Genomic DNA, 23,883 nt, shown 5'->3' on the forward strand with positions numbered 1-23,883 from the left:
AAATGAAGTCGCTTCGCGACACTATTTAATCCCCCTCACCCTTGATCCCTCTCCCTCACGCTGCGCGCGGTGGAGAGGGGAAGCTCGGTGAGCTCAATTAAATACCTGGGGAGTTACGAAATAATTAGCTAAGAAGCATATCTTATAGCATCCTTTGGTTTAAAAATTGCCGTAAAGGTCAGGTAAACGTTCAGACAAGATTCACCATCCCCCATGACCTCTCACAAATTGCCTTGGTGGTATTCTAAAAAAACTAAGCTTCGGTATAGGATCATTAATATTGGATTCTCTCTGAGAATTGGTACTTAGTTGTTTTTTCTAGTCGTTCTATCCTGTTCATTACTAATAATAAACATAAAATTCATCGTGCAATTAGTTATGTTATAGCTTATTTTTTAATTATTTAATAATAATCAATTGTTGTAGTCGTCACATCAATTGGTCCTTGACTGTAAGGATAAACTAAAACGGGTTCAACAACAGGATAAATAGTACGTCTATATTCAACTACGTTAGTAGTGCAGCAGCATCCAGCCATTAATACAACAGATCCTATTAGAATGATCCATTTCATAATAAATCCTCATTTTATGTTTAACCAAATTGTAGATTATTTGTTCATTATTTGCCAGGGAATGAATTTAATCTGGTCTCAATGGTTTATTTTTGAGGGTTTTAAGTGCACCTTATTATGAAATATAAAATGGTACGTATGCAATTCTGGCCTATATTAATGCTTAATAATAATCAATTGCGGTTGTTGTTACATCAACAGGGCCTTGGTTGTAAGGATAACGCATAAAGTGTTCTACAACTGTTGCAGAGTCCAACTGTCGACAACGAACAGCGCTTGTAAAACAACATCCAGACATCAATACAGCAAGCCCAATTAGAAGAATTAATCTCATCATGAATCTCTGTTGTTAACGTTTACTTTAGCCACTTAATAAATCTTGAGCCCCCTAAACCGAACAGTTATTTTAAATCTTCCGGTTCATTTTAGATCAGTATATACTCAACAACTTGGTATCGAAAGCAATTCAGACAGGATGTGAGGATGTTAGATAGAGCCAGTGTAGTTGATGAACAATTTGTTAAAAGAGTGGGTAATGCAGATTTTCCTATACCCAACAGTATTATTAGTCTGGAAACAGCAAAATTAGATAAAAAAACTACCATTGAATTGTTTGATTCTCAGATTAAATCCCGATTACTTGATTTAATCGCACGACAGCTTAAAGAAAAAGGCTTATCTTTTTATACTATAGGCAGCAGTGGCCACGAAGGAAATGCGGTGATTGGGCACGTTTTTCGCCCTGATGATATGGCTTTTTTACACTATCGTAGTAGTGGTTTTTATTTACAACGTTCAAAAAAAGTACCCGGAGTCGATGGGGTTAAAGACATCCTACTGTCTTTAGTTGCTGCTGCAAGTGACCCTATTTCTGGTGGACGCCATAAAGTTTTTGGTTCGGTTTCTCTAAATATCCCACCGCAAACATCGACAATTGCTTCACATTTACCTAAAGCCTTAGGCGCTGCTTTATCAATTAAACGTGCTAAAGATTTAAATTTTGCAGGTCATTTAAATCAAGATTCCGTTATTCTTTGTTCTTTTGGTGATGCCTCAGCAAACCATGCATCTGCACAAACAACCTTAAATGCTTGTTCTTGGATTACTCAACAAGGCTATCCTTTACCTCTAGTATTTATTTGCGAAGATAATGGTATCGGTATCTCGGTACGCACGCCAAAGCATTGGGTGGAACAATCCATAGGCAGGCGCCCAGGAATGCATTACCTTGCCTGTGATGGCCTGAATATTGCAGATATTTACGCTAAAGCCAAAGAAGCAGAATATATCGCGCGGTGCAAGAAGCAACCTGTGTTCTTGCACATGCGCTGTGTGCGCTTATTAGGCCATGCCGGTTCTGACATCGAGTCACAATACCTTACTTCAGCAGAAATTGAGTTTACCGAATCTCACGATCCTTTATTACACACAGCAGGAATTTTGTACCATGAAGGCTGGATGACCCAGAATGCAATTATTAGTCTTTATGAAAACAACAAGCATCTCATTGAAGCTAAAGCAGCTGAAGCGATTTGCTTACCTAGAATGGAAACTGCCGAGGCAGTTATGGCTTCAATAATACCCAAGAAGAGAAAAAAACACATTTATCCTCTGCCAAATGAAATGCAACGCGCTTCAGTCTTTGCTAGTGCATATCCACAATTAGCGCAAAAACGTACTCTTTGCCAACACATTAACTTTGCGTTAACCGATTTAATGATGCAATATCCAAACATGCTTATTTTGGGTGAGGATGTGGGTAAAAAAGGTGGGGTTTATCGCGTGACAGCTGATTTACAAGAGCGTTTTGGCAAACGTCGTGTATTCGATACTCTCCTAGATGAAACTACCATTTTAGGGACAGCCATTGGTTTGGCCCACAATGGTTTTATTCCTGTACCTGAGATTCAATTCTTAGCTTATTTGCATAATGCAGAAGATCAGTTACGTGGTGAAGCAGCAACACTGTCCTTCTTTTCCAGCGGTCAATATCAAAATCCAATGCTCATTCGAATTGCATCTTTAGCTTATCAAAAAGGTTTTGGTGGCCATTTTCATAATGATAATTCTATTGCGGTATTGCGTGATTTACCTGGTGTTATTGTTGCTTGCCCATCAAATGGCCCTGATGCTGCAAAAATGCTGCGTACTTGCATACGCTTAGCATATGAAGAAGGGCGAGTGGTCGTCTTTTTAGAGCCTATTGCTTTATACATGGTTAAGGATTTATATGAACCAGGGGATAATGGCTGGCTTTTTGATTATCCGGCACCTAAAGAAATGATTGCTCAAGGTGAAGTAGGGGTTTATGGGAGAGGATCCTCCACGGTTATTTTAACCTATGCTAATGGCTATTATTTATCACGTCAAGCAGCAAAGGTATTGCATGAAGAGCATCGAATTGATGTCAAAATTATTGATTTACGGTGGCTTAGCCCTTTACCTGCACAAGCAATTTTAAAAGAAATTGCAGAAGCAAATGAAGTACTGATTGTTGATGAAGGCAGACAAAGTGGCTCAGTGAGCGAAGGATTGATTACCTTATTAGTGGAAAAAGCTCCTCCCCATTTGCATATTAAACGCATTACCGGTAAGGATTGTTTTATTCCATTAGGAACTGCCTGGCAGTACTTATTGCCCAGTAAAGAAAATATTATTGAAGCAGTTATCGCGTTACAGACAGAAAAAGAGGAGAAGGGAATTGGACGACTTGTTATTTCTTGATGAACAATTAACAGACGATGAGCGGTTAATTCGCGATAGTGTGGCGCGTTTTGTAAAAAAAGACGTAGTTTCCCTGATGGCTGAGGCTTTTGAACATGCTGAATTTCCACGTGAGTTGATTCATAAATCAGCCGAACTTGGCTTATTAGGTTTAACTTTGCCTCCTGACTATGGTGGTGCCGGTGCTTCATATGTTGCCTATGGTTTAGTATGTCAGGAGTTGGAACGAGGCGATAGCGGATTGCGTAGTTTTGTTTCAGTACAAAGTTCATTATGTATGTACCCTATTTTTCATTTTGGTAACGAAGAACAACGTAAACGCTACTTACCTGATATGGCAGCAGGTAAACTTATTGGGTGTTTTGGCTTGACCGAACCTGATGCTGGTTCTAATCCTTCCAGTATGAGAACCACTGCTAAAAAAGTTACGGGTGGTTGGCGATTAAATGGCGCAAAAATGTGGATCACCAATGCCCCAATTGCTGATCTAGCGATTGTGTGGGCAAAAACAGACAAAGGCATCCGTGGCTTTATCGTGGATACTCAATCTGAGGGGGTACAATGCCCTGAAATCAAATTAAAAATGTCATTACGTGCATCCATTACTGGCGAATTGGTTTTTGATAACGCATTTGTTCCTGATAAAAATTATTTACCCGGTAGTGAAAAAGGATTAGGCGCTGCTTTAAGTTGCTTAAGTCAAGCACGCTACGGAATTGCCTGGGGTGCCATGGGGGCCGCAATGGAATGTTTTGATATTACCACGAATTATCTATTGGAACGTAAGCAATTTGATAAACCATTAGCCGCTCATCAACTTATTCAAAAAGACTTGGCAGATATGTATACTGAAATTATTAAAGCACAATGCCTTAATTTACAAATAGGTCGTTTGAAAGATGAACATCGTGAAACACCCACTATGATTTCTCTAACAAAAAGAAATTCTTGTCGCGAAGCATTGAAAATTGCAAGAAAATGCAGGAATCTATTAGGCGGGAATGGAATTAGCCTTGAATATCATGTGATTAGACATATGCTTAACTTGGAGTCCGTCTTTACTTACGAAGGTACGGATAATGTCCACACCTTAGTATTAGGAAAACATATTACAGGAATTAATGCTTTTGGTTAAACTTAACTATTCATCATTCCTAGGAGTTCCTCTCCCTAAACAAGAGAGGAGTGAAAAGTACGATGTTAAAAAAACCTCCCTCTTAGTTTCTTGCATTTGAGGACAGAAGTGAATAGTTGTGCTTAGTAGTTAAAACAAAAATTCCTGCCGCGTTTAACTGCAATTTACAGGGAGTACACTATGTCTAAAATAATTATGAAAAAAGCTTTGATTTTGGGGTTTATTGCAATAAATTTTGCTGCTCAAGCAGAACAGAAGAAAGAATTTTTAGCAAGCCGCTGTTCTGAAATAGCTCAAAATGTGATTTCTCTAGTTTCGAGTCAATTTAGTTCAACATGTGTAGATAAACTTCATATAGCTTCCATCCAAATGAAAACGGCTGCGGCATTAATTTTAGAAGACGCCATCAATGCCGCGAAGCCCAAAGTAGACAACGCAATAGCCGCTTTACAATTTGCTGAATTAAGTGGCTGCAAACGATTCATTCAAATCTCTCATTCGAAATTGGAAGCAAACGAAGTAAAACATATGTTGTAAAGAGAAATAAACAGCGGTGTTAATTCAAATTAACACCACCCTCTTGTCATTTACTTTCAACTTAGATATTATTTGCGTCCATCGGGGCGTAGCGCAGCCTGGTAGCGTACTAGCATGGGGTGCTAGTGGTCGAAGGTTCAAATCCTTCCGTCCCGACCAATAGAATCAATGAGTTACGAATAAAAACCTCCTAAATAAAAAATCTCGGGTACACTTTTCTTAAAATGACTACCATATTACGGAAGCCTTATCTTTTTATATTTTTAGTGGTTAGCTGGATTTTTATAAGTCCAATAACAGAAGCTACTAACCCAATTAAAATTGATTCTGAACAAACTAATCATTTTTTCTTGCCTCATACATTGGTTCATGAGTTTAAATCAAAGACTAACGGGGTACGGTATAATTTATATATTAGCCTGCCCAAAAAATATAATCTTACTAAAAAGCATTATCCTATTATTTACTTATTAGATGCTGATTATAGCTTTGCTCTCGCCAAACAAATTAGTGAGCATTTATCGGATAGAAATAGAATCGATGAGTCAATTATAGTAGGTATAGCCTATGCTAATCCTAATGAATATAAGAAAAATAGAACTAGAGATTATACGCCTACTTATGTTCCTTCCGGAGGTTACGGAAAGGAATATCAGAAATATTCGGGAGGTGCTGAAAAATTTTATCGGTTTATTGAGTAGGAATTAATCCCATATTTAAAACAACGGTATAGGATTAGCGAGTCAACTTTTGTTGGGCACTCTTTTGGTGGTTTGTTTGGCTCATACTTATTAATCAGTCACCCTAGTTTATTTAATAATTATATCATCGTGAGTCCATCACTTTGGTATGATGATAAGTTGCTATTAAAGATGGCTAAGACTAAGAATCATTTTAATTTGGACCAGACCAAAAAAATCTGTTTAATTATTGGCTCCCAAGAAAATAAGGGTGATTACCGTATGGTCGATGATTTACAAGTGTTCAATGCTATTATTATGGCCAAGTCTCATAGAAATTTTCATATTACCTTGAGTATTATTGAAAATTTAGACCACGATACTATTTTTCCTATGGCTTTAACTCAAGGCCTAATAAAGTTAAACCACCGCTGATGACGTTATGAGATGTAACTGTTATTGATGAAAGCATGTAGGCATAACCTTTAGTTTTTTAGCTTCAAACCGAAGCAATATATTGTCTAAACGCTTCGGCGAGTCGGTTGGGTTTGTCAGCATACCAAGAGTTTAAGGCTTGCAGGTTAACGCAATGCATGAATCGATAATTTACACATGCAGAATAAATTGGCCATAACTTTTTAGCTAATCTAAACGCCTTCATTAATTGTTCTTTTGCCTCTAATTCTAACCAATTTTCGATGCAAGCGTCCTGAAGTTGATGACAGATTTTATCCGTCTCTTTTACACCATGATGGATAGTGGCTGTATATAGAAAATTATGCAGGGAAAAAAACGGATGCGAGATGGCTAGCTCACCCAAATCAATGAAGGTAAACTCATTGTTATTAGGACAAATCAATATATTGTTCGTGTTACAATCAGGTTGAACAATAGTTTCAGGGATATTGTATTCAGATAATAGTTTGGATTCTTCTAATAGTTGCGGGCATAAATCGTGCAATGTTTGCAGTTCTTTGTCTGTCATGCCGTCGGCTTTTAAAAAATCCGTTTGATTGATGATTTGCTTGTACAATTCGGGTAATTTGTTTAATTGCCAATCCGGCACTTCCAATGCTAGGAAAGGTTCTATATTATTTTCTATCGAGCGCTGGAAGGCTGCAAATGCCTTAATAGCTTGGCACAACAAGTCTGGATGAAATTCGCTTTTGAGATATCTGCGCAGTGAAATTCCTGCATCTTGCATAAGAAAACAGTGCAAATCATCGTTGATGGCCATTACTAGTGGCACAGATGCATTAAATTGGCGCCTCAAGAGTTGCAATACTTTAGCTTCCTGCGCTAACAGAGGTGCAGGTTGTTTCAAATAAACATCACCTTTTGATGTTGTAAATCGAAAAACATTGGACCAAGGTGTTTCTTGTACGATGTGGGGTAAATGCTCGAAAAAGTATCCTTGAGATGCCAGATAATCTCTTGCCCACTTGAAGATTCTAGAATGATTGTTCATTTTTAAGCCCCGACCCGTTTTAAGGACATCTTGCTCTAACAAGAATAGCACCAGAAATTATCATCTGAAAAATAGGTGGCAAGCTCACAATGTAGTGGCCACAGTGTTTACAATCAATAACATTTCAACCCTGTAGAGCTTTCCCCGTCTTGATGCAATACCAAATGCGATATTTGTCCTTGTTCATTTTTGAAAAAATTAATTTGAATATCCGGTATTTTTCCAAAAAATTCAGTTTCTGATTCAGGAAATAGTTTTATAGTTGGCTGATTTGTTTCTTGTAGCATCAGATGACCATCTTCTAAAAAAATAATAAATTGTCTCAAGGGTGTGAGGCCATAGGCTCCAACATAAGGTTCAATGTTGTATATACCAATGTAGTTAGCAAGCGATTCGGGGTAAAGAGTTAATTCTTTTCTTTCAGAAGGTAGTATTACAGTTTCACCATGTATTAAGCCTGCTAATTTTAAACAAAGATTTTGGGCAATATAACCCAATGCATTTAGGTTGGCTAAAGCGACAATCGTGAGCTCATCGTTTGGAAAGTAGATTAATTTAGTATTGAATCCACTAGTCCCACCTGCATGGGATATTGCCTTATGCCCATTCAAAGAATAAATTCTTACACCAAAGCCATAGTCATTTTTGTAAGGTTCTATCATTTTCTTTAATGACGCGGCAGATAAAACTTTTCCTCCAAATAAACCTTGTTCCCAGCGTAGTAAGTCTTGTGTGGTGGAGTATAAAGAGCCTGCTGAATAAGGAATGCTCATATCCAAATAATCTGCGTTACGAATTCCATCGGAGCTGACCATATAGCCAGCAGCACGATGTAAAATAATCTCTGAATGAGAATCATAACCTGAATCGTTCATTTCAAGGGGCTTGAATATACTGTTTACAACAAAATTTTGATAACTTTGACCACTTATTTTTTCAATTAAGTATCCAAGCAGCACATAGCCTGAATTATTGTATTCAAAGTTTGATCCGGGTTGAAAATTTAATGGTTTGTTTCGAAAAAAATCGATTTGTTGTGTGGGTGTTCTCGGGCTAGTTGTAAATGCCGCAAAATCGGGAAAACTAGTATAGTTTGGAATTCCAGATGTGTGGTTTAATAAATGGAAAAGTGTTACCTTGTTCCAAGTGGAAGGAGCATCTAACATGTATTTATTTATAGCATCTGTTATCTTGAGCTTACCCTGTTCTTCAAGTAGCAAGATTGATGCGGCAGTAAATTGCTTAGTGAGCGAAGCGATACGAAACTTTGTGGTGGGTGTATTTGGGATTTCCCATTCAAGATTAGCGTATCCGTAACCCTTATCAAGTATTATTTTTCCTTGTTGTGCTACAAGGATAGCTCCCATAAATTGTTTGTCTTTTACATAGAACTCAATAAGTTGTTCCATTCGGGATAAATTACTAATCATTTGACTATCTCCTGAAAACCATAACTATTATATGTCTTATTAGGGGGAGTTTATTAAAAATTAATTGGATTAATTCAGCGAATCATATATGCTTAACTTAATAATTCAGTAAAGCTATTTTAACCTGATTGAGCATTTCCTTTATTTGTTTTTTAAATTTCTTAATGTCTGTTATTGAAGAGCCATGTTTGAGCGCGTTTTTATTATCCTTTTGACCACCACTCCCTTTAGCCCCTCCATGGATACGACAACGCTGTTTGCCTTTGACTGCAGTAGCACGACATGGACTACCATTATTGCGTTTAGTCTTAGCTCCACAGAGTGGAGCATTATCAAAAGCATAATTAATATTCTCGGTACAAGAGATCGTTTTCATTTTTTATCTTTAGCCCCCATGCTATTTTGGACATTACCAACTATAGCCTGACCTCCTGGGTGTACATCAACTCTTTCCACAATTATTTTTAGACTCCCAACCCCCTGTAGCTTTGCGAGCGTATTTGCCTGTTGAACAAAGCAATTTGCTAGCTTTATTGCCGAGTTGGTGAAATATTTTTTTAGTTCAAAATCATCAGCCGCATGAGCATAAGCCATCGATTTTTGTTGTAATTTGTGGATAGACAGTATTTGAGCCGCGAGCATTGATTGCAAGCTATTTTTAGCATCAAGAGCAACTAAGGAGTTTTCACTTATTTGCGTTGCTTTATGTATGTCAAAATTATCTGCGGTAACATCGCCAAGGGTTCTAGCATTTTCCTGAATAATATACCTGTTAAATGTCTTTTTAGTATCATTTTTTTCATCTGAGACAGGCAGTTGTTTCTTTTGTTTGATTTCATTGTTTAACATAATTCACCTCCTTAAAAACAGTGTTTCTGATATCCGTAAAAGCTAAATTAATTTTGTGCTAGTGCAGATTAGTGCCGTACTAAAGTACTCGGCACTAATTTGCACTATTTTATCTTTGTACTGATTAGTACTGGGTACTAATATGCACCAATCGGTACTTTATTAATAATTCCCATAGAATCAGACGCTAGCCTTGCTTCAACAAGTTTTTTAAGTTCTCGATAAATTGAGGGTGGTTTGTATTGATCTTTAAAATGCTTTACCAGATCGCTTTTTTTAATTGGTCTATCAAGAGTACTGATATATTTAGTAAGCACTCTTCCAATTTCACTAACCCGCTTGTTTGGATTTTTGATTGGTGCATCAGTAGGAATAACTACACAGCCTGTTACAACGGACTTCCATTTGCTTAGCCTCATGGTTACTATTTCAAGCTGAAAGCCAATACGCGTACCTTTAGTACTTAAGTCACGTTGTTTTGTTATTTCAGCACACCGCCCCGTAGGTGAGTCAGTTATTTCGATCTCAGTATCAACAGCTGCACGTACACCACTCCATCCCCTGGCTCCAGCCGCCGCGCTTTTTCCACTATGATGAATTAGCATAAAATGGACATTACACTCATTGCGGATTCGATCGAAATGACGAATGACTACTCCCATATCTTGACCAGCATTTTCATTCGCTCCTGAACTTAAGCGTGCGAGTGTATCTCCTATAATCAAACGAACTTTTTGTTGATATTTTTCTTCTATTAACTGGACTAGATTAATAATTGCACTTGTATCTGAATCATTATCAAATAAGTTAATGGGATTTTGCACAATGGCAAAATTTCTAATCCGTACTTGATGATGCATTTGGTATGTTTGGAGACGTCTTTTGACAGAGGATGGTGATTCTGCCGCAAGATAAATGACTAGACCTTGTTCTGTTTTTCTCCCCATCCAATCAATACCACGTGCAATAGCGCATGCCATATCAATAACAAAGAACGTTTTGCCACTATTGGAATCTCCGTAGAGGATGCTTCCATCTCCTTCAATCAAAATTCCTTCGAGTAACTCGTCAACAGGAGAAAATGCTTCTGGTAATGTATCAGCAAATATAGTGTTAAGAGGAAGTGAGGGTGTTTTTGGAGAAGTTAATATTAGGTTAAGTTTCTCATACCCATATTTTTGTGCATAATCCCCAACGTCCTGTTTCAGCGGTATTTCTTGAGGTAGCTCAATCCATGTGGCATTTATTTCAAGTGTTATTTTTGACGCCAATTCCTCTTGACCGCGATCAGGGACAATCACTATCTTTGCAAAAGGATATTGAGATCGTAACTTTTTTGCTACAGTCATCATACGACTAACTCCAAAAGAAATTACAGTTGCAACCCCCAATACTTTATTCACTGGCCATGCTGCACTTAATCCTTCACATAGATAAATGCAAGTGGTTATTTGGCCGATTACAAAATAACCATCATGGAATTGAGCGCCTCCCAAATTTAATTTTTTACCTTCATCTGGAGGAATAAATTGGAGGGTTTTTATCTTGCCATTACTAATGCATGGCACGACAAGATAGCCAGAGACATTATGAGTTTGAATGATTAGAGATGGTACATTTTCTGGGTAAACTTTTAATCCATCCGATTGACCTTCTTTTCTTGAAATATATGGGTGCTCGTTATCCGCAGGTAAGCATCTTTCCCAAATTTCTAATGCATAAGAACTTTCATATGGAGCGACATTTGTAATATTACTTTCTAGTTTTGGCTGATATGTTTTTTGATTGAAACTAGGATTTGAATTTTTCCAGCCAGCTTCTTTTGCTTTAAAGAATAATGTTGCTTCAGTCACCCCGCCTGTCTGATCAAAAGATTTCCAAGTAACATGGCAGTCTTTTTCACTTACATAGTTTGAGGTGCTCTTACTCCAACTGTGAAAGTCTTCAAAGGATAATCCTGCTGCTTTTGCAGCCATTCCAATTCGAATCCATTCATCATGGGGACAGCCAGAATCCAAGGCGCTAAGTGCCAAAAAAGCACGATCTAATTCACTCATGTTCGTCCTCCAATCTAGATTCCATTAATTTGAGAATGGGAGTAAGTAAAAAACTGATATGCTTTGGGCCTTGATTGGTTTGTCCATTGTAGTTACTATATTTTTGTTGTCCTTTGTAAATAGCAGAGATAGCCCCTCTGATCGTTCCAGCGATCTCGGGGCTTTTGTTTTTAGCTTGAACTGATGCTGCTCTTTGAATATGAGGAATGTTTTTAGTCATGACACACCTCAAAATTCTCATTTATCCATTGATCAATTATATCTGCATGCCAAGCTAATCGGTTGTTAATTAATGTGGGTTGCGGAAAGAGATTTTTTTCCCACCATCTGCGTAAAGTTAGCCGATTGCGACGCGTAATCTCTTCAGCATCTTTGATGAAGTAAATTTGTGGTTTTAATGATGCGGTTTTTACTGGCATATTTGTTCTCCTTTGTAACGAATTATTAGCCTTCGATAACAAGGTAACAAATAAAAAACCCAGAGATCCCAAGCTGGGTTTCTGGGTTTTATTTTTATGGTTTATGAGGATTTATAGAACTGAAGTAATTTTTTAGTCGCTCTTTGAATGCTTTATAAGTGATATTAATCTCCTCTTTATCACAAGCTATACCATTTATAGTAGATTGCTCTTTATTGCTTGCTATATAGACAATAATATTTTTAGCACCATCTTTCGTTAAGCTTTTTTCAAGCTGCAAAAAACAATCCCATTTCATAACCTTAGTAAAGGTATCAGATTTATCTGGTAATATTTGAGGGAGAATGTGCTTAAGAACTGCGTTTGAAATAGCATCTTCACGAAAATTTAATTTTTTCGGAGCATGTTCATCTTGATTTACAGTTTCTGGATTTGGTTTTTCTTGGGTTAATGAAAGGTAGTAATCTGCGCTGATTTTATCAATTAATAAACCTTCGATTCCAACATTTGCAACAATGACCGCGGGTAAATATTGAGCTAAGTTTTGCGGTGGTTTTAAATTAATTTGTATCACATTGGGTTTGTTTTGCCAGACTTCTGTTATTTGCCCAGGGCTGAGCGAAAAATCTTCCGAAACATTTAAACCATTAGGCGTCACGATATCAACACGTGCACATATCCTAATTCCAGCATCTATGCCGAATTGTATAAGCAGTTTGACTTGTTCGCTATCATAGTTCAAGGTTAACAACACTGGATGCCGAATGGCTTGGTTTTGTGTATGCGTTTTTTTTCTTAGTTGTGAAACACTAACGTTTTCCATCACTTACTCCATCAACGTAAATAAGCATCATTAAGTTTAAAACCAAGCAGGATGGATGATGAGACCCTCTTTTCTCCCCGCAAAGGATAGCTTGGACTAGTGATTATACGATTCTGCAAGATTGTTGAATAGAAAGTTCGGAAATTCCGAATTTCTTAATTACTCATGCTTGATAAATATTTGAACTGTAAAATATTTTTTGACAGTTGATTCTAAGTTTTTTTACGAAAGGGGAGAAAATGGTTTCTTAATATACTTTGTGTATAAAAAATAAGAATGAGCATTTATTCCTTTTATAAATAAATATTTTATAATTAATATATTGAAATATATGGTTTTTTTCAAATTTTTTCCTAAACTTTATTCCTTTTTATTCCTAATTTTTATTATCTTGTAATGTCCATGTCGGAGATTTGCGTGAGCTAATATTTTGGATTTGGCCACTGTTTCGCAATTGAGTTAGCAGGTTGTCGATTTTCTTTAACTTCTGTTCTTTCTCTAATGCATCGCTTAATTTGTTCCAAAGTAAATTATCGATTTCTTTTCTTGTTGCAGATTTAAATTGTTCCAGATAATCAATAATCAATTTTTGATAATACCTATTATCTTGGGCACGATTATGAATATAGGCTGCTTTCGTAGCCGTAGCATCCGCAATAAAAGCAGAAACATGGAAATTAGGTTTACGGCCTTCTATGAGCTTTTCTTTTCGCAGATGTTTAATGGTGTCATCAGGTAAAGGCAAATGCTTTTGTACGCGATCAAGAGCAATTATTTCATCTAAAGTTAAATCAGTTTTTTGAATAAGCATTCTTGTATAGGCTAAATCAACTATGTGGCCATATATTGTTATTTTAACAGTTTGCGGTTCTTTTAAATCATAATCTGGTAAGGGAAAATAACGGCGAGCTTGGCCAGTATACATTTCATGGATTCCATAGCCCATTGTGTCAATCATTCCTAATTCTGTCATTGCTTGGGTTAAAAATGGATTTCGATATTGTCGAGGTGTCTTATGTCCGGTTACATAATCCCCCGGTTCTCCGTCATAAAAACCACCTAAATTTTCAAGGGTTAATCTATCTATAAATTCGGTAACAATAATTCGACCATGACGAGAGTAATCTTGGTGTGCAATACAATTATGCAGTGCTTCTAAAACAATTTTTTGATCATATTTTGCAAGCTCAATTGCAACCAACTCGTTAGCTGGAAGAATACGCAATTGCACATTTCGTATTTTATTATAAAGAAAACTGGTAGTGAGCAAAAAAGGTGGGTAAAAATGCTCATAAGCACGCTCTTCACCTACTAGTTTCCATGTTATTTGTGCTGGGTAGGGTGAAAGAAAATGAGCAGATTCAGGGCTGCCCACTAAAAGAAGAGCGGCTTTCGTAATTTTGCCATTTATAGTCAGTTTTACACGATCAAGAAATACCTCATCTGGCCAATCTAAGACCTCGTTTAGCTCGAACCGATTAGCATACTTATGCGCAAAAGCTTCTTTGGCTTTTTTTAAAGCTGCGGAATCTAAATTTTTTACTGTAGCATCAATTACTGTTTGTGCTGACCAATCGGATGAGCCAACTTGCTGTCTGATACGATCCAATTTATCTAACCCTAAATGAGAAAGACTCTCCCCTGAACGCGCGTAATAATGTCCGTTCCAAGCAATAGGCATACCTAATGGTGCGGCAGGAATTTCTAAAAGTAGAACACGGCCTTTTTCTGTATGGAGTTCATGAATATCACGGAAGGTGATAGAGGGTTCGGTACCTTGAGCTATTTGGTATTTTAACGAATGTAAGTGCTCTTTATCTCGTCTGTAATTACAGCCTTTGATTGTACGGGTTGTGTTATCTACTCCAAATATTAGCCATGCTTTTTCATGGTTGTGTAGATTCGCTTCGTTTGATAGGGCAGAGAAATATTGACCAATTTTAGAGGTTGGATAGGATTCATCCGCTTGTTTAAATTCCACTAGTTCATTTTCCCACTCGCTAATTAATTGCTGCAATAACAATTCTAAAGTGTTTTGTTGTGTCATTCCCTATCCTAAATATTGATTATTATTTTAGTTTTCAATCAAGTGAACTGTTCGGTATTTCCGAACAGTTGCGTGACCAAATTTTTTAAGGGTGGGGGCAATTTGCCCCTTCCCTTATAGCTATTAATACTCGTTAGCTGTACCGTTAACCGCATGTATTTTTTTACTTTCATGAATAATTTCAAGCCGTGACATTGTGTCACAAGTTGATTCATTCGTTTTCTTTGCTTGGATTGAAACTATATTGTCTTGTAATAAACTTTCAAGATAATCACTCCAATTGATTAATGCTTCTTTACGTTGGACAAGCATTTCATTTCTATTATAAGTAGCCATGATCTTAGGCATTTTATGGCCTAAGCATTTTTCAATTACTACTGGATCAATATGAAGTGTTTCGCCAAGCTGAGTACAAAAGCTTCTTCTTAAATCATGCGCTGTCCAGTGGGGGATGCCAATTCGTTCTTGAATACGATTAATAGCGCGAGATAAGGCTTTGGGACTAAGCGGTTCGCCTTGATGCGCTGAAAGTATAAAGTCTGATTGTGATACGAATTTAAGCGTTTTAAACATAGCTTTTACTGGCTCAGTTAAATGCACTCGCATTATTTCATTTTGTTTTGTGTGTTCTTTAGGAATAGTCCAAAGATCATTGTCAAAATCAATTTCTGACCAAGTAGCTAATCTAAGTTCACCTGATCTTATTCCTGTATGGAGAATAAGCTTGATAGCCAGTTTGGTTTGAATAGACATACGGTTCTTATTGTTATTTAAAAAGAATAGCAGTTCTTTTATTTCATTGACTGTTAAATATCGATCACGTGGTTTCTCAATTCCACCAATATCACGGCCTTGCAATAATAAAGCAGGATTTTCTGTCATCGCTCCGCGCCTGACTCCATAGCTAAACGCTTGCTTAAGCGCAGCTAATACTTTATTGGCATGAACAGGAGCACCACGTTTTACGATCTTATCTAGGGCTTTAGTGACCATAGAAGGGGAGAGCTTGGCTAATTCAATATCGCCAAGTAAAGGGATAATATCAGCGTCTATCAGCTGTTTAATTTGTTGGGGTTGCTTGCGCTCTTTCTCGATGTAGCCTGTGTACCACGCAAGTACTAGCTTGCTGACAGTATTACTTTGAGCCTCTTTTTGGTCGCTAATAATATCTTTAGGATTTTTACCATCACGGCGTAATTGGCTTAACTCAATGAATTGCTTTTTAGCATTAGCCAAGCTCATTGCTGGATAATGTCCAAAAGTTATTTTGTCAGTTTTGTCGGCTATCTTATAACGATAAATCCAACTTTTAATCCCATTGGGGGTGACACGAATGCCAAAACCACCACCTTCATATTCTTCGAAGCGTGCAGTACGTGGTTTCAATGCTTTAATATAAGTATCAGTAAAATTACCCATTACAGCCTCATCAATTCACGGGGTACACTTTGGGGTACACTTAATTGTGATCTCAAATGATATTGTTTATGATCAAGTGAGTGTGATGATATGGCTAAAATTCATATATATCAAGGGGTGTAAGGAATTTTTGAATTTAAATGAAATCGAATGATATCATTAGTAGAAAGCATGTTGTGCTAGTGGTCGAAAGTTCAAATCCTTCCGTCCCGACCAGCTTCTAGTAAATCTTAAAATCCTCGGGTACACTTAGCTAAAGGTGACATCAAATAAAGAGGACTTGGAAATAGACAAAAATTCTATTTATTTTAAAGCTGTTCTTGAATCAACCTTGATCTTTAAAATAAAAGGAACAGCGAAATTTCTATTCGATATCTGGGTAGAGTATGCCAAGCAACAATATCCTAATTTTTTATTCCAAGCTAAGGATGAGGTTCTAGCTGATGACTTAATAGTCGCCTTTGCTAAAGGTTTGGAATTTGTTTGGCGAAATGAGAACGAAATTAAACGCAATATGCCAGAATGGTCTATAGGAGTTATTTTAGATACAGCCTCAGTTACTCTAAATACTCACTGGTCTCAAGAGTACATCTATAAGCAAACTCATGAATATAAAGATTTATGTTTTCTTACAACTCTTTCTCAATTTTTAAAAGTAGACGCAACAGCCGTTAAAAGAATAGAGGCGCTTTACAGGCATAAGATGAAGAAAGAGATAAATATTATAGAGCAGGAGTTTGAAAAAAAAGATAAAATTATTGATCTGACCCAATTTAAAAAAAACAAGAGACCTAACGCTGTTTTTAAAAAAAATATAACTGATTATTTGGATTCACTATATTACGAAAAACATTTCCTTATATTTGGTGATATTCTTAAAAATAAATCCAGTTTTGTATTAGCAGATTTCTTTAATCATGATGAGATGAAAAGCCTTATTGAACGTGTCAATAGTCGTTAGATTATCTCTTCTAATTTTTCTCAGGAGTTATGATGATTCTTGATCATGTGGGAATAACTGTTTCTAATTATGAGAAATCCAAACAATTTTATACTCAGGTTTTAATGCCTCTTGGCATCACCGTTATTACTGAACATGATGGATGGATTGGATTTGGCAAAAATGGTAAGCCTGAGTTTTGGTTTGGTCCCGGCAAAGAGACAAAGTATTTTTCACATGTCACGTTTACAGCGGAAACAAAAGCAGCTGTTGATCTTTTTTACAAGATAGCGATTGATGAAGGTGCCGTGTGTAATGGAAAACCAAATCTACGACATGATTATTATCCTGGATATTATGGTGCTTTTATCATTGATCTTGATGGTCATTATATAGGTGCTGTTATTCATAATTCATGACTTAGTTTTCGTAAAAATGTTGAGCTTGACCCATCATTGGGTCAAGCAAGCTCTATGAAAAGAGACGCCATTATTTTATCGTTGCTTTTTCGCCATCTAAAAAATGCTATAGGATGCTCAAATTCTTCTGCCCCGACCAGCTTTTGAAGGTTTTTATAATTTATGGGTGTACTTATGACGTCCAAAATTATTTTAAAATACCATCTAGACGAGTAACAGCGATTAAAATAGAATCTGCCAACCGTTCGTTATAGAAATAAACCATTCGTATGAAACAATATATTATGGGATTATCTTGTTTTTATCATGATAGTGCAGCAGTGCTTTTGGATAATGGGAAGATTGTTTCTGCGGTTCAAGAAGAAAGATTTTCAAGGATTAAACAAGATAAGCGTTTCCCTATTCATGCGATTAAATATTGTTTATCTAGCAAAAAAATTCATCTCACTAATATCGATCACATTTACTATTATGAAAACCCTTCAATTAAATTTAATCGTATTGTATCTACTTATTTAAATTTTGGTTTTAAAGGATTCAGTAATTTTGTGACGGATATACCAAACTGGCTCCTTAACAAGTTGTATGTAAAATCGATTATAAAAAATGAACTCATTGCAGCTGGATTTGATCCCAAAGATATCCCGCCCATTTCGTATATTCCTCATCATCAATCACATGCTGCGTCTGCTTTTTATCCTAGCCCATTTAAAGAAGCGGCGGTATTATGTATTGATGGTGTAGGTGAATGGGTTACTACTTCAGCGTGGTTAGGAAAAGACAACTCTCTTAAACCTTTATGGGAAATTCGATTTCCTCATTCATTAGGACTGCTCTATTCAGCCTTTACTTATTTTTGTGGCTTCAAAGTCGACTCTGGTGAATATAAATTAATGGGTTTGGCTCCTTATGGTAAACCCACGTATTATGAAAAAATAGTTAATGACATTATTGAAATCAATGAGGATGGCAGTTTTTGGTTAAATATGGATTATTTTGATTATGCTGTTGGAGATTGTATTATTTCAAACAAATTTTCTGAACTATTTGATGGCCCTCCAAGAAAATCTGAATCGTTAATTACTCAAAGAGAATTTGATCTAGCCGCTTCGATTCAAGCTGTATTAGAGCAAGTAGTGTTCTTAATTGCAAAAAATTTAAAAGAACAAACAGGCCAAAAAAATCTCTGTTTATCCGGTGGGGTTGCATTAAATTGCGTTAGTAATGGAAAGCTTGCGGAAAGTGGTCTTTTCGACTCCATTTGGATTCAACCTGCTGCTGGTGATGCAGGAGGTGCATTAGGAGCTGCCTATGAAGGGTGGTACTCCCAAAATAACAATTTACGAACAACATTTGGTTGTGACCAAATGCAAGGGAGTTATCTTGGAACAGAATATAGCTCACAAGAGTATATAGCGTCTTTGATAGAGCTCAATGCCCAATTTGAACAAGTCTCTGATGATTTATTAACTAGCACTGTATCTGAATTACTAACTCAAGGGCACGTGATTGGATGGTTCCAAGGACGCATGGAGTTTGGGCCTCGTTCATTGGGTTCGCGGTCTATTATTGGTGATCCTCGAGATCCAAAAATGCAAAGCCGTATGAATTTAAAAATAAAGAATAGAGAATCATTCCGACCTTTTGCTCCAGCCATACTAGCAGAGCACGCTTCAGACTGGTTTGAGGTGGGTAGAGAAAGTCCTTATATGTTGTTTGTTCATTCCATAAAGGGTAATCACCGTATTCATGAAACTGAAGCAGACCAAAATAAACAAGGTATTGAAAAACTTCAAGTAGTTAGGTCAACCATTCCAGCAATCACCCATGTCGATTTTTCTGCACGAGTGCAAACCGTACATCAAGAAACCAATCCTCTGTTTCATCAGTTGATTCAGTCATTTTATGAATTAACCGGTTGTCCTGTCTTGGTAAATACCTCTTTCAATGTCCGTGGTGAACCGATTGTTGAGAGTGTCAAAGATGCTTATACTTGCTTCATGAGAACAGAGATGGATTATCTTATCATAGGAAATTGCATCTTGGCTAAAAAAGACCAACCGCAGTGGAATGAACAGGTAAATTGGCAAATGGAATTTTCTCTGGATTAATGCAACATCATGGTGAAAATATGAATTGTTTATCAAAATATGTAAAAAAATCAGGGATACTGCTATGCCGGATCATTGCTGCAATCGTATTTATCGCTGTGGTGTGGCCTATTGGCTCAATAATTAGATTGATGGCAAATCCAATGTATATTAAAAGAACAAAATATTCATCAACATATAAACGTTACTAATACATTAGAAAGATTAGGAATACAAAAGGAGCTGTAATGAAAGAAAAAAAAACTTTATCTCATAATGAAGCAGTTGCAGAAGTGTATCGTATTACGCCTCAACTTCAAGAATATGATGAGTTTATGTATTTAGGTGTCCGGTGGTTGCCCTACACCATGTTCTTTCATCATAAAAATTACAAATCAAATGTAATTAATACTGATAATTTTGGTTTTCGATACACTCATTACCAAAATGAACGTTACAGCATGGAGCAGTTCCCAACAGACAGGCCTGTTAATCTAATAATAGGTGGCTCTACCGCATTAGGTACAGGAACTACTTCTGATTGCTACACAGTCTCATCGGCTCTTTGTGATTATACTGGGGAAATTTGGCTAAATTTAGGTGGAAGAGGTTATAACGCAACTCAAGAACTTATTTTATTTCTAATGCACCAACATCGATTTAGCCAAATCAATCGAGTTATTTTATTAAGTGGTGCTAACACGTTAACTCTGGAAGGGTTGCCTGATAACTTGGCTTGTGAACATGGGCGGTATTACTATTCTTATGAATTTCAACATTATATGGAAACCTATAATACTGATTTGCGTAGACGTAAAAATTCTTATGCTTCATTAACCGGTAAAACAGGCGATAGTGTATTTCATAAAGCAAAGGAATATTTTAAGAAGTTGCTCCAGGATGAAAATCCTACTGAAATTGTCTTATCAGATGAAAGCATTGATCTGAACCAGCGTATATTAAGAGCAGCATGGGTAACCACTAATACTCTGAGGCAGTGGAAACAATTGCTAGCCCCCTTTGAAGCAGAACTTTACTACGTACTTCAACCCATATCTTCGTGGACAAAAGAACAATTTACCTCTGATGAAGAAGACATGTTTTACGCCATTGATTGCTGCGCAAATAATTTCTGGCGACTATTCGGTAAATTATGCGCCAAAGAATTACATCATCCTTATCGTGATGCTATAGAAAAAGAATGCACTCAAATGGTTATCCCATTTCTGGATATGAATGAATCGTTAAAAAATTCTCCAATCATTAATGAAACATTCTTTGTGGATCATTTACATTTCAATGATGCAGGATATATTGAAGTTGCTCGTTTGATTCACGAAGAACTCATTAAAAAACATTAGAAGATAAATCATGAAAAACATATTTAAAATTTTATTACGCATTTTTCGAAATTTGTTCAAAAAAAAGAAACAGGAATCCGGTTCTTCGTATCCATTAAGATAGGAAAGGTTGTATCCATATGTTGCATCAATTTGAAATAAATCAATTCCATCGCGAAGGGTTCTTAATCGCTGAAAGCTATTTTACCTGCGCTGAGATTGAACACCTAAAAAAGGAAACTATCCACCTTATGCACCATGAATGCCCTGGTAAAGTCATGGAAGAAGATGGAAGCACCATAAGAAGTATTAACGGTCCTCATTTAATTAGTCCTATTATGGACAAAGTGTCTAAAACTCCGAGGTTACTAAACTCAGTTCAGTTGCTTTTAGGAAGTGAATCGATCTATATCCATCAATATAAAATTAATATCAAGCATGCGTTTGTTGGGGATATCTGGGAATGGCATACTGATTATTGGTTTTGGCATAAAGAAGATGGAATGCCAAAACCCAATGCCCTCTCAGTGGTCATTTTTTTGGATGAAATTAACGATTATAACGGGCCAATGATTCTTGTTCCCGGATCTCACACAACAAAATGGAATGAACATGATCATACTCTGCCTTATGGAAGCCTCACCGGTGGAGACAATTGGCGACTAACGACATCAAGTAAATTAAAATATCAATTTTCAACAGAACAATTGAAAAACATTATCGCTAAAAATGGTTTACAATCTGCCAAAGGTCACGCAGGTTCTGTTTTATTTTTTCATAGTAATTTGCTGCATTGTTCAGGACTCAATTTATCACCATGGGATCGTAAAGCAATTTTTATCTCTTACAATCTTGTAAACAATGCATTGAATCCTATAGAATCACCGAGGCCAGATTTTCTTGCCAGCAGAGATTTTTCTCCTTTGCAGGCAATTGGAGAGCGTGATTTTTTAGAGACTTTATGAATCAAGAAATACAGCAGATGAGTGGATATATTGATGCTATTCTCTATGTGATATTAGCCTCAATTGCTTTTGTTTTCCTTGATGATCTATGTAGTGACGTTGAGCCATTGACTGCTTTGTTTGTGATGAGTGGCGTTGCAATTTTTTGCTTCAATATATTAAGTTTGAAACACTTAAAAACGGTTTACGATGCCATATTTCAAAATCCATTTCTATTTTTAATGATGTCAACTGTTCTTGGATTAGATTGGTTATGCGTGATTTATTCAACACATCTCTCCGATCCTTTTATCACAATGACATCACTTTTTATTTCGTCAGCTTTTTTAGGTTTTTTCAGTCTTTATCGAAAAAATGGCTCAACCTCCTACTGTTGGAGCATGCTAATTTTAGTAATTTCTATTCTAATTTTATTCTTTAAATATGAAATACAGAAACCTGGAAATACATTCTATGGAATCTTGTTAGGAGTTTTGGCGGGCCTTGCATTTTATATCTATATGCAAACATCCGAATTGCTAAGCAAGCGCGCTAAATTGACATCTATGCAAGTTTTGGCAACACGTTTTTGGGTTTTGTTTATTGGCTCATCATTTTTTATACATCTCAAAGATCTCAATGCAGCACTCAAGGACAATGCTTTATCATTAGTCGCTGTTAGCATCGGATCTTTAGTCATTCCTATTTTTTTTAATCAACAAGCCATTCGTAAATTAGGGACTGCAACAGCCTCTGTTTTAATTAGTCTTGTCCCAATCACCACCTATTTAATCTATGCATTTTGGAATGGCAATCTAATGTTCACCAATCTATTAATTGGGCTTGTTATTACCTCAGCTCTCGCTCTACCCAAAATAATTGGGGCGCGCGCTTAACACATTAGAATAGTATGCTTAAAACGCATTTAATTGTTTCAACTGTTAACTGATTAATTAATAGCAATATGTTAATTTTTTGCGCATAAATAATCTGTTCATGAGGCACAAATCCTATGTTTTTTGCATAGTCAAAAAGCTCAATCTATTTCAACATACCAGTTTATCCGTTGCATTAATATTAACGGAGGTATGTTAGGCTTTGTGAGTCATGTAGGCCTACTAACCGTTTTGTCTGTAGATTTACATAAAAAATATCAACAAATTATTGGTGATAAAAAGTATGAAGCTAAAATATTAAAGAATGAATTAGAAACTAAACCAGAATTTTTTTCTCTTCCTAATCTTAAATTAACGTAATCGTATTAATTATCATGACTAGAATGTTGCTAACCAAAAGACCTCTACTTTTCCAAGAGAAATGCTTTTGGAATAATTTAATGAGCAGGCAAATTTTTTTTTCAAAAATGGTCGAATAGTCAATAGTTTTTAGAAAAATAAAGTTTAAAAAAAACGGAATTAACATCTGGAATTTTAAATATTTTATGCTACCATGTTTGAGGTTACCTTCCTTTCGTTTATTATGTTCTTTGTGGATAAAGTTTTAATCCATTCATGGCAAAAGTCTTCTAAAATCTAATAATCACTTATAAAACTCACGCCCTGTGAGGCTTTATGCTTTTTATCTGTTGTTATGGGTTTTATATTTATCCACAAAATCTGTGGATAAGTTTGTGAATAGATGATGGAGAAAGCAAGGATGAGTAGGCGTGGTGATGAGCCGATAGTTTTTTTCAGAGTGCCTAAAATAAAACAGATTTCTAAATTATGCCCCATATGATTTTTCGTCTCATTTTCTTTTTCATAAAATATTACTAATTTGCGATAATAAATAATGACTGCAATTGTTGCTAAAGCACAGGTGAGTAAACTAAGGAAGTCCACCATTTTGGAAATCCAAAACAAAAATCCTATGGAGACAAAAAATTTAATCAAGGTTTCAATAGAAATGAATTGATCTCCTGCAAAGCGATAAAGGGTTTTACCGCATATCCAGCCCATTCTGGTAATATAGATAAAAATTGTTAATCA

The 23,883-nt window shown here is 36.3% G+C and carries 23 protein-coding genes, 1 tRNA gene and 1 pseudogene; 12 read left to right on the forward strand and 13 right to left on the reverse strand.

What is annotated here, in order from left to right:
- Positions 1–403: 403 nt before the first annotated feature.
- Positions 404–574 (reverse strand): hypothetical protein, encoded by a 171-nt coding sequence (locus tag QM652_RS09970; RefSeq protein ID WP_415075350.1) that lies wholly within the window; start codon positions 572–574, stop codon positions 404–406.
- A 163-nt stretch (positions 575–737) separates the two neighbouring features.
- The gene (locus tag QM652_RS09975; RefSeq protein ID WP_415075352.1) at positions 738–911 is read right to left on the reverse strand and encodes a hypothetical protein; all 174 of its coding nucleotides are present in this window, start codon (positions 909–911) and stop codon (positions 738–740) included.
- Positions 912–1,057: 146 nt separating this feature from the next.
- Between QM652_RS09975 and QM652_RS09980 the strand changes: the two genes are divergently transcribed.
- The 5 genes and pseudogenes from QM652_RS09980 (at position 1,058) to QM652_RS10000 (ending at position 6,085) form a co-directional block, all read left to right on the forward strand.
- A complete protein-coding gene (locus QM652_RS09980; RefSeq protein ID WP_415075354.1) occupies positions 1,058–3,298 on the forward strand; it encodes a dehydrogenase E1 component subunit alpha/beta in 2,241 nt (746 codons plus the stop codon).
- Positions 3,276–4,433 carry an acyl-CoA dehydrogenase family protein gene (locus QM652_RS09985; RefSeq protein WP_415075356.1) on the forward strand — a complete coding sequence of 386 codons (1,158 nt, stop codon included), beginning with the start codon at positions 3,276–3,278 and terminating at the stop codon, positions 4,431–4,433. The genes QM652_RS09980 and QM652_RS09985 overlap by 23 nt, the downstream gene beginning before the upstream one ends.
- Before the next feature lie 180 nt (positions 4,434–4,613).
- A complete protein-coding gene (locus QM652_RS09990; protein ID WP_415075358.1) occupies positions 4,614–4,970 on the forward strand; it encodes a hypothetical protein in 357 nt (118 codons plus the stop codon).
- Between the two features lie 82 nt (positions 4,971–5,052).
- Positions 5,053–5,129 (forward strand) — tRNA-Pro (locus tag QM652_RS09995).
- A 65-nt stretch (positions 5,130–5,194) separates the two neighbouring features.
- Positions 5,195–6,085, forward strand: a pseudogene (locus QM652_RS10000) (alpha/beta hydrolase).
- A 64-nt stretch (positions 6,086–6,149) separates the two neighbouring features.
- Here the strand turns inward: QM652_RS10000 and QM652_RS10005 are convergent.
- The 10 genes from QM652_RS10005 to QM652_RS10050 all read right to left on the reverse strand — a co-directional run bounded on the left by QM652_RS10005 (position 6,150) and on the right by QM652_RS10050 (position 16,162).
- Entirely contained in the window at positions 6,150–7,118 is a 969-nt protein-coding gene (locus QM652_RS10005) for an aminoglycoside phosphotransferase family protein (RefSeq protein ID WP_415075360.1), read from the reverse strand.
- Positions 7,119–7,231: 113 nt separating this feature from the next.
- Entirely contained in the window at positions 7,232–8,548 is a 1,317-nt protein-coding gene (locus QM652_RS10010) for a serine hydrolase (protein WP_415075362.1), read from the reverse strand.
- A gap of 97 nt (positions 8,549–8,645) precedes the next feature.
- Positions 8,646–8,924, reverse strand: coding sequence for an HGGxSTG domain-containing protein (locus QM652_RS10015; RefSeq protein WP_415075364.1), 279 nt, complete (start codon positions 8,922–8,924; stop codon positions 8,646–8,648).
- Complete coding sequence (locus tag QM652_RS10020; RefSeq protein WP_415075366.1) at positions 8,921–9,397, reverse strand: hypothetical protein; 477 nt, start codon at positions 9,395–9,397, stop codon at positions 8,921–8,923. The genes QM652_RS10015 and QM652_RS10020 overlap by 4 nt, the downstream gene beginning before the upstream one ends.
- A 137-nt stretch (positions 9,398–9,534) precedes the next feature.
- Positions 9,535–11,454: an AAA family ATPase gene (locus QM652_RS10025; RefSeq protein WP_415075368.1), complete on the reverse strand. Its 1,920-nt coding sequence runs from the start codon at positions 11,452–11,454 to the stop codon at positions 9,535–9,537.
- Positions 11,447–11,674 (reverse strand): hypothetical protein, encoded by a 228-nt coding sequence (locus tag QM652_RS10030; protein ID WP_415075370.1) that lies wholly within the window; start codon positions 11,672–11,674, stop codon positions 11,447–11,449. Before QM652_RS10030 ends, QM652_RS10025 begins: the two co-directional genes overlap by 8 nt.
- A complete protein-coding gene (locus QM652_RS10035; protein WP_415075371.1) occupies positions 11,667–11,873 on the reverse strand; it encodes a hypothetical protein in 207 nt (68 codons plus the stop codon). Before QM652_RS10035 ends, QM652_RS10030 begins: the two co-directional genes overlap by 8 nt.
- 94 nt (positions 11,874–11,967) lie before the next feature.
- Positions 11,968–12,696, reverse strand: a complete 729-nt coding sequence (locus QM652_RS10040) for a hypothetical protein (protein ID WP_415075373.1) — start codon at positions 12,694–12,696, stop codon at positions 11,968–11,970.
- Between the two features lie 376 nt (positions 12,697–13,072).
- Positions 13,073–14,743, reverse strand: a complete 1,671-nt coding sequence (locus QM652_RS10045) for an RNA-binding domain-containing protein (protein ID WP_415075375.1) — start codon at positions 14,741–14,743, stop codon at positions 13,073–13,075.
- 123 nt (positions 14,744–14,866) lie between these two features.
- A complete protein-coding gene (locus QM652_RS10050; protein ID WP_415075377.1) occupies positions 14,867–16,162 on the reverse strand; it encodes a tyrosine-type recombinase/integrase in 1,296 nt (431 codons plus the stop codon).
- 280 nt (positions 16,163–16,442) lie between these two features.
- Here QM652_RS10050 and QM652_RS10055 point away from each other — a divergent pair, with 280 nt between their 5' ends.
- The 7 genes from QM652_RS10055 to QM652_RS10085 all read left to right on the forward strand — a co-directional run bounded on the left by QM652_RS10055 (position 16,443) and on the right by QM652_RS10085 (position 23,151).
- On the forward strand, positions 16,443–17,123 hold the full coding sequence (locus QM652_RS10055; protein WP_415075379.1) for a hypothetical protein: 681 nt from the start codon (positions 16,443–16,445) through the stop codon (positions 17,121–17,123).
- 29 nt (positions 17,124–17,152) lie between these two features.
- Complete coding sequence (locus tag QM652_RS10060) at positions 17,153–17,521, forward strand: VOC family protein (RefSeq protein ID WP_415075381.1); 369 nt, start codon at positions 17,153–17,155, stop codon at positions 17,519–17,521.
- Between the two features lie 269 nt (positions 17,522–17,790).
- A complete protein-coding gene (locus tag QM652_RS10065; protein WP_415075383.1) occupies positions 17,791–19,632 on the forward strand; it encodes a carbamoyltransferase in 1,842 nt (613 codons plus the stop codon).
- A 227-nt stretch (positions 19,633–19,859) separates the two neighbouring features.
- Positions 19,860–20,972 (forward strand): hypothetical protein, encoded by a 1,113-nt coding sequence (locus QM652_RS10070; RefSeq protein WP_415075385.1) that lies wholly within the window; start codon positions 19,860–19,862, stop codon positions 20,970–20,972.
- A 119-nt stretch (positions 20,973–21,091) separates the two neighbouring features.
- Positions 21,092–21,916, forward strand: coding sequence for a phytanoyl-CoA dioxygenase family protein (locus tag QM652_RS10075; RefSeq protein ID WP_415075387.1), 825 nt, complete (start codon positions 21,092–21,094; stop codon positions 21,914–21,916).
- Positions 21,913–22,791, forward strand: a complete 879-nt coding sequence (locus QM652_RS10080; protein ID WP_415075389.1) for a hypothetical protein — start codon at positions 21,913–21,915, stop codon at positions 22,789–22,791. The genes QM652_RS10075 and QM652_RS10080 overlap by 4 nt, the downstream gene beginning before the upstream one ends.
- Before the next feature lie 192 nt (positions 22,792–22,983).
- Positions 22,984–23,151, forward strand: coding sequence for a hypothetical protein (locus QM652_RS10085; RefSeq protein ID WP_415075391.1), 168 nt, complete (start codon positions 22,984–22,986; stop codon positions 23,149–23,151).
- 276 nt (positions 23,152–23,427) lie between these two features.
- Here QM652_RS10085 and QM652_RS10090 read toward each other — a convergent pair whose 3' ends face one another.
- Entirely contained in the window at positions 23,428–23,739 is a 312-nt protein-coding gene (locus QM652_RS10090) for a hypothetical protein (protein WP_415075393.1), read from the reverse strand.
- Between the last annotated feature and the right edge of the window lie 144 nt (positions 23,740–23,883).

Origin of the sequence: Legionella sp., assembly GCF_047605385.1 — a bacterium.
Taxonomy (GTDB): domain Bacteria; phylum Pseudomonadota; class Gammaproteobacteria; order Legionellales; family Legionellaceae; genus Legionella.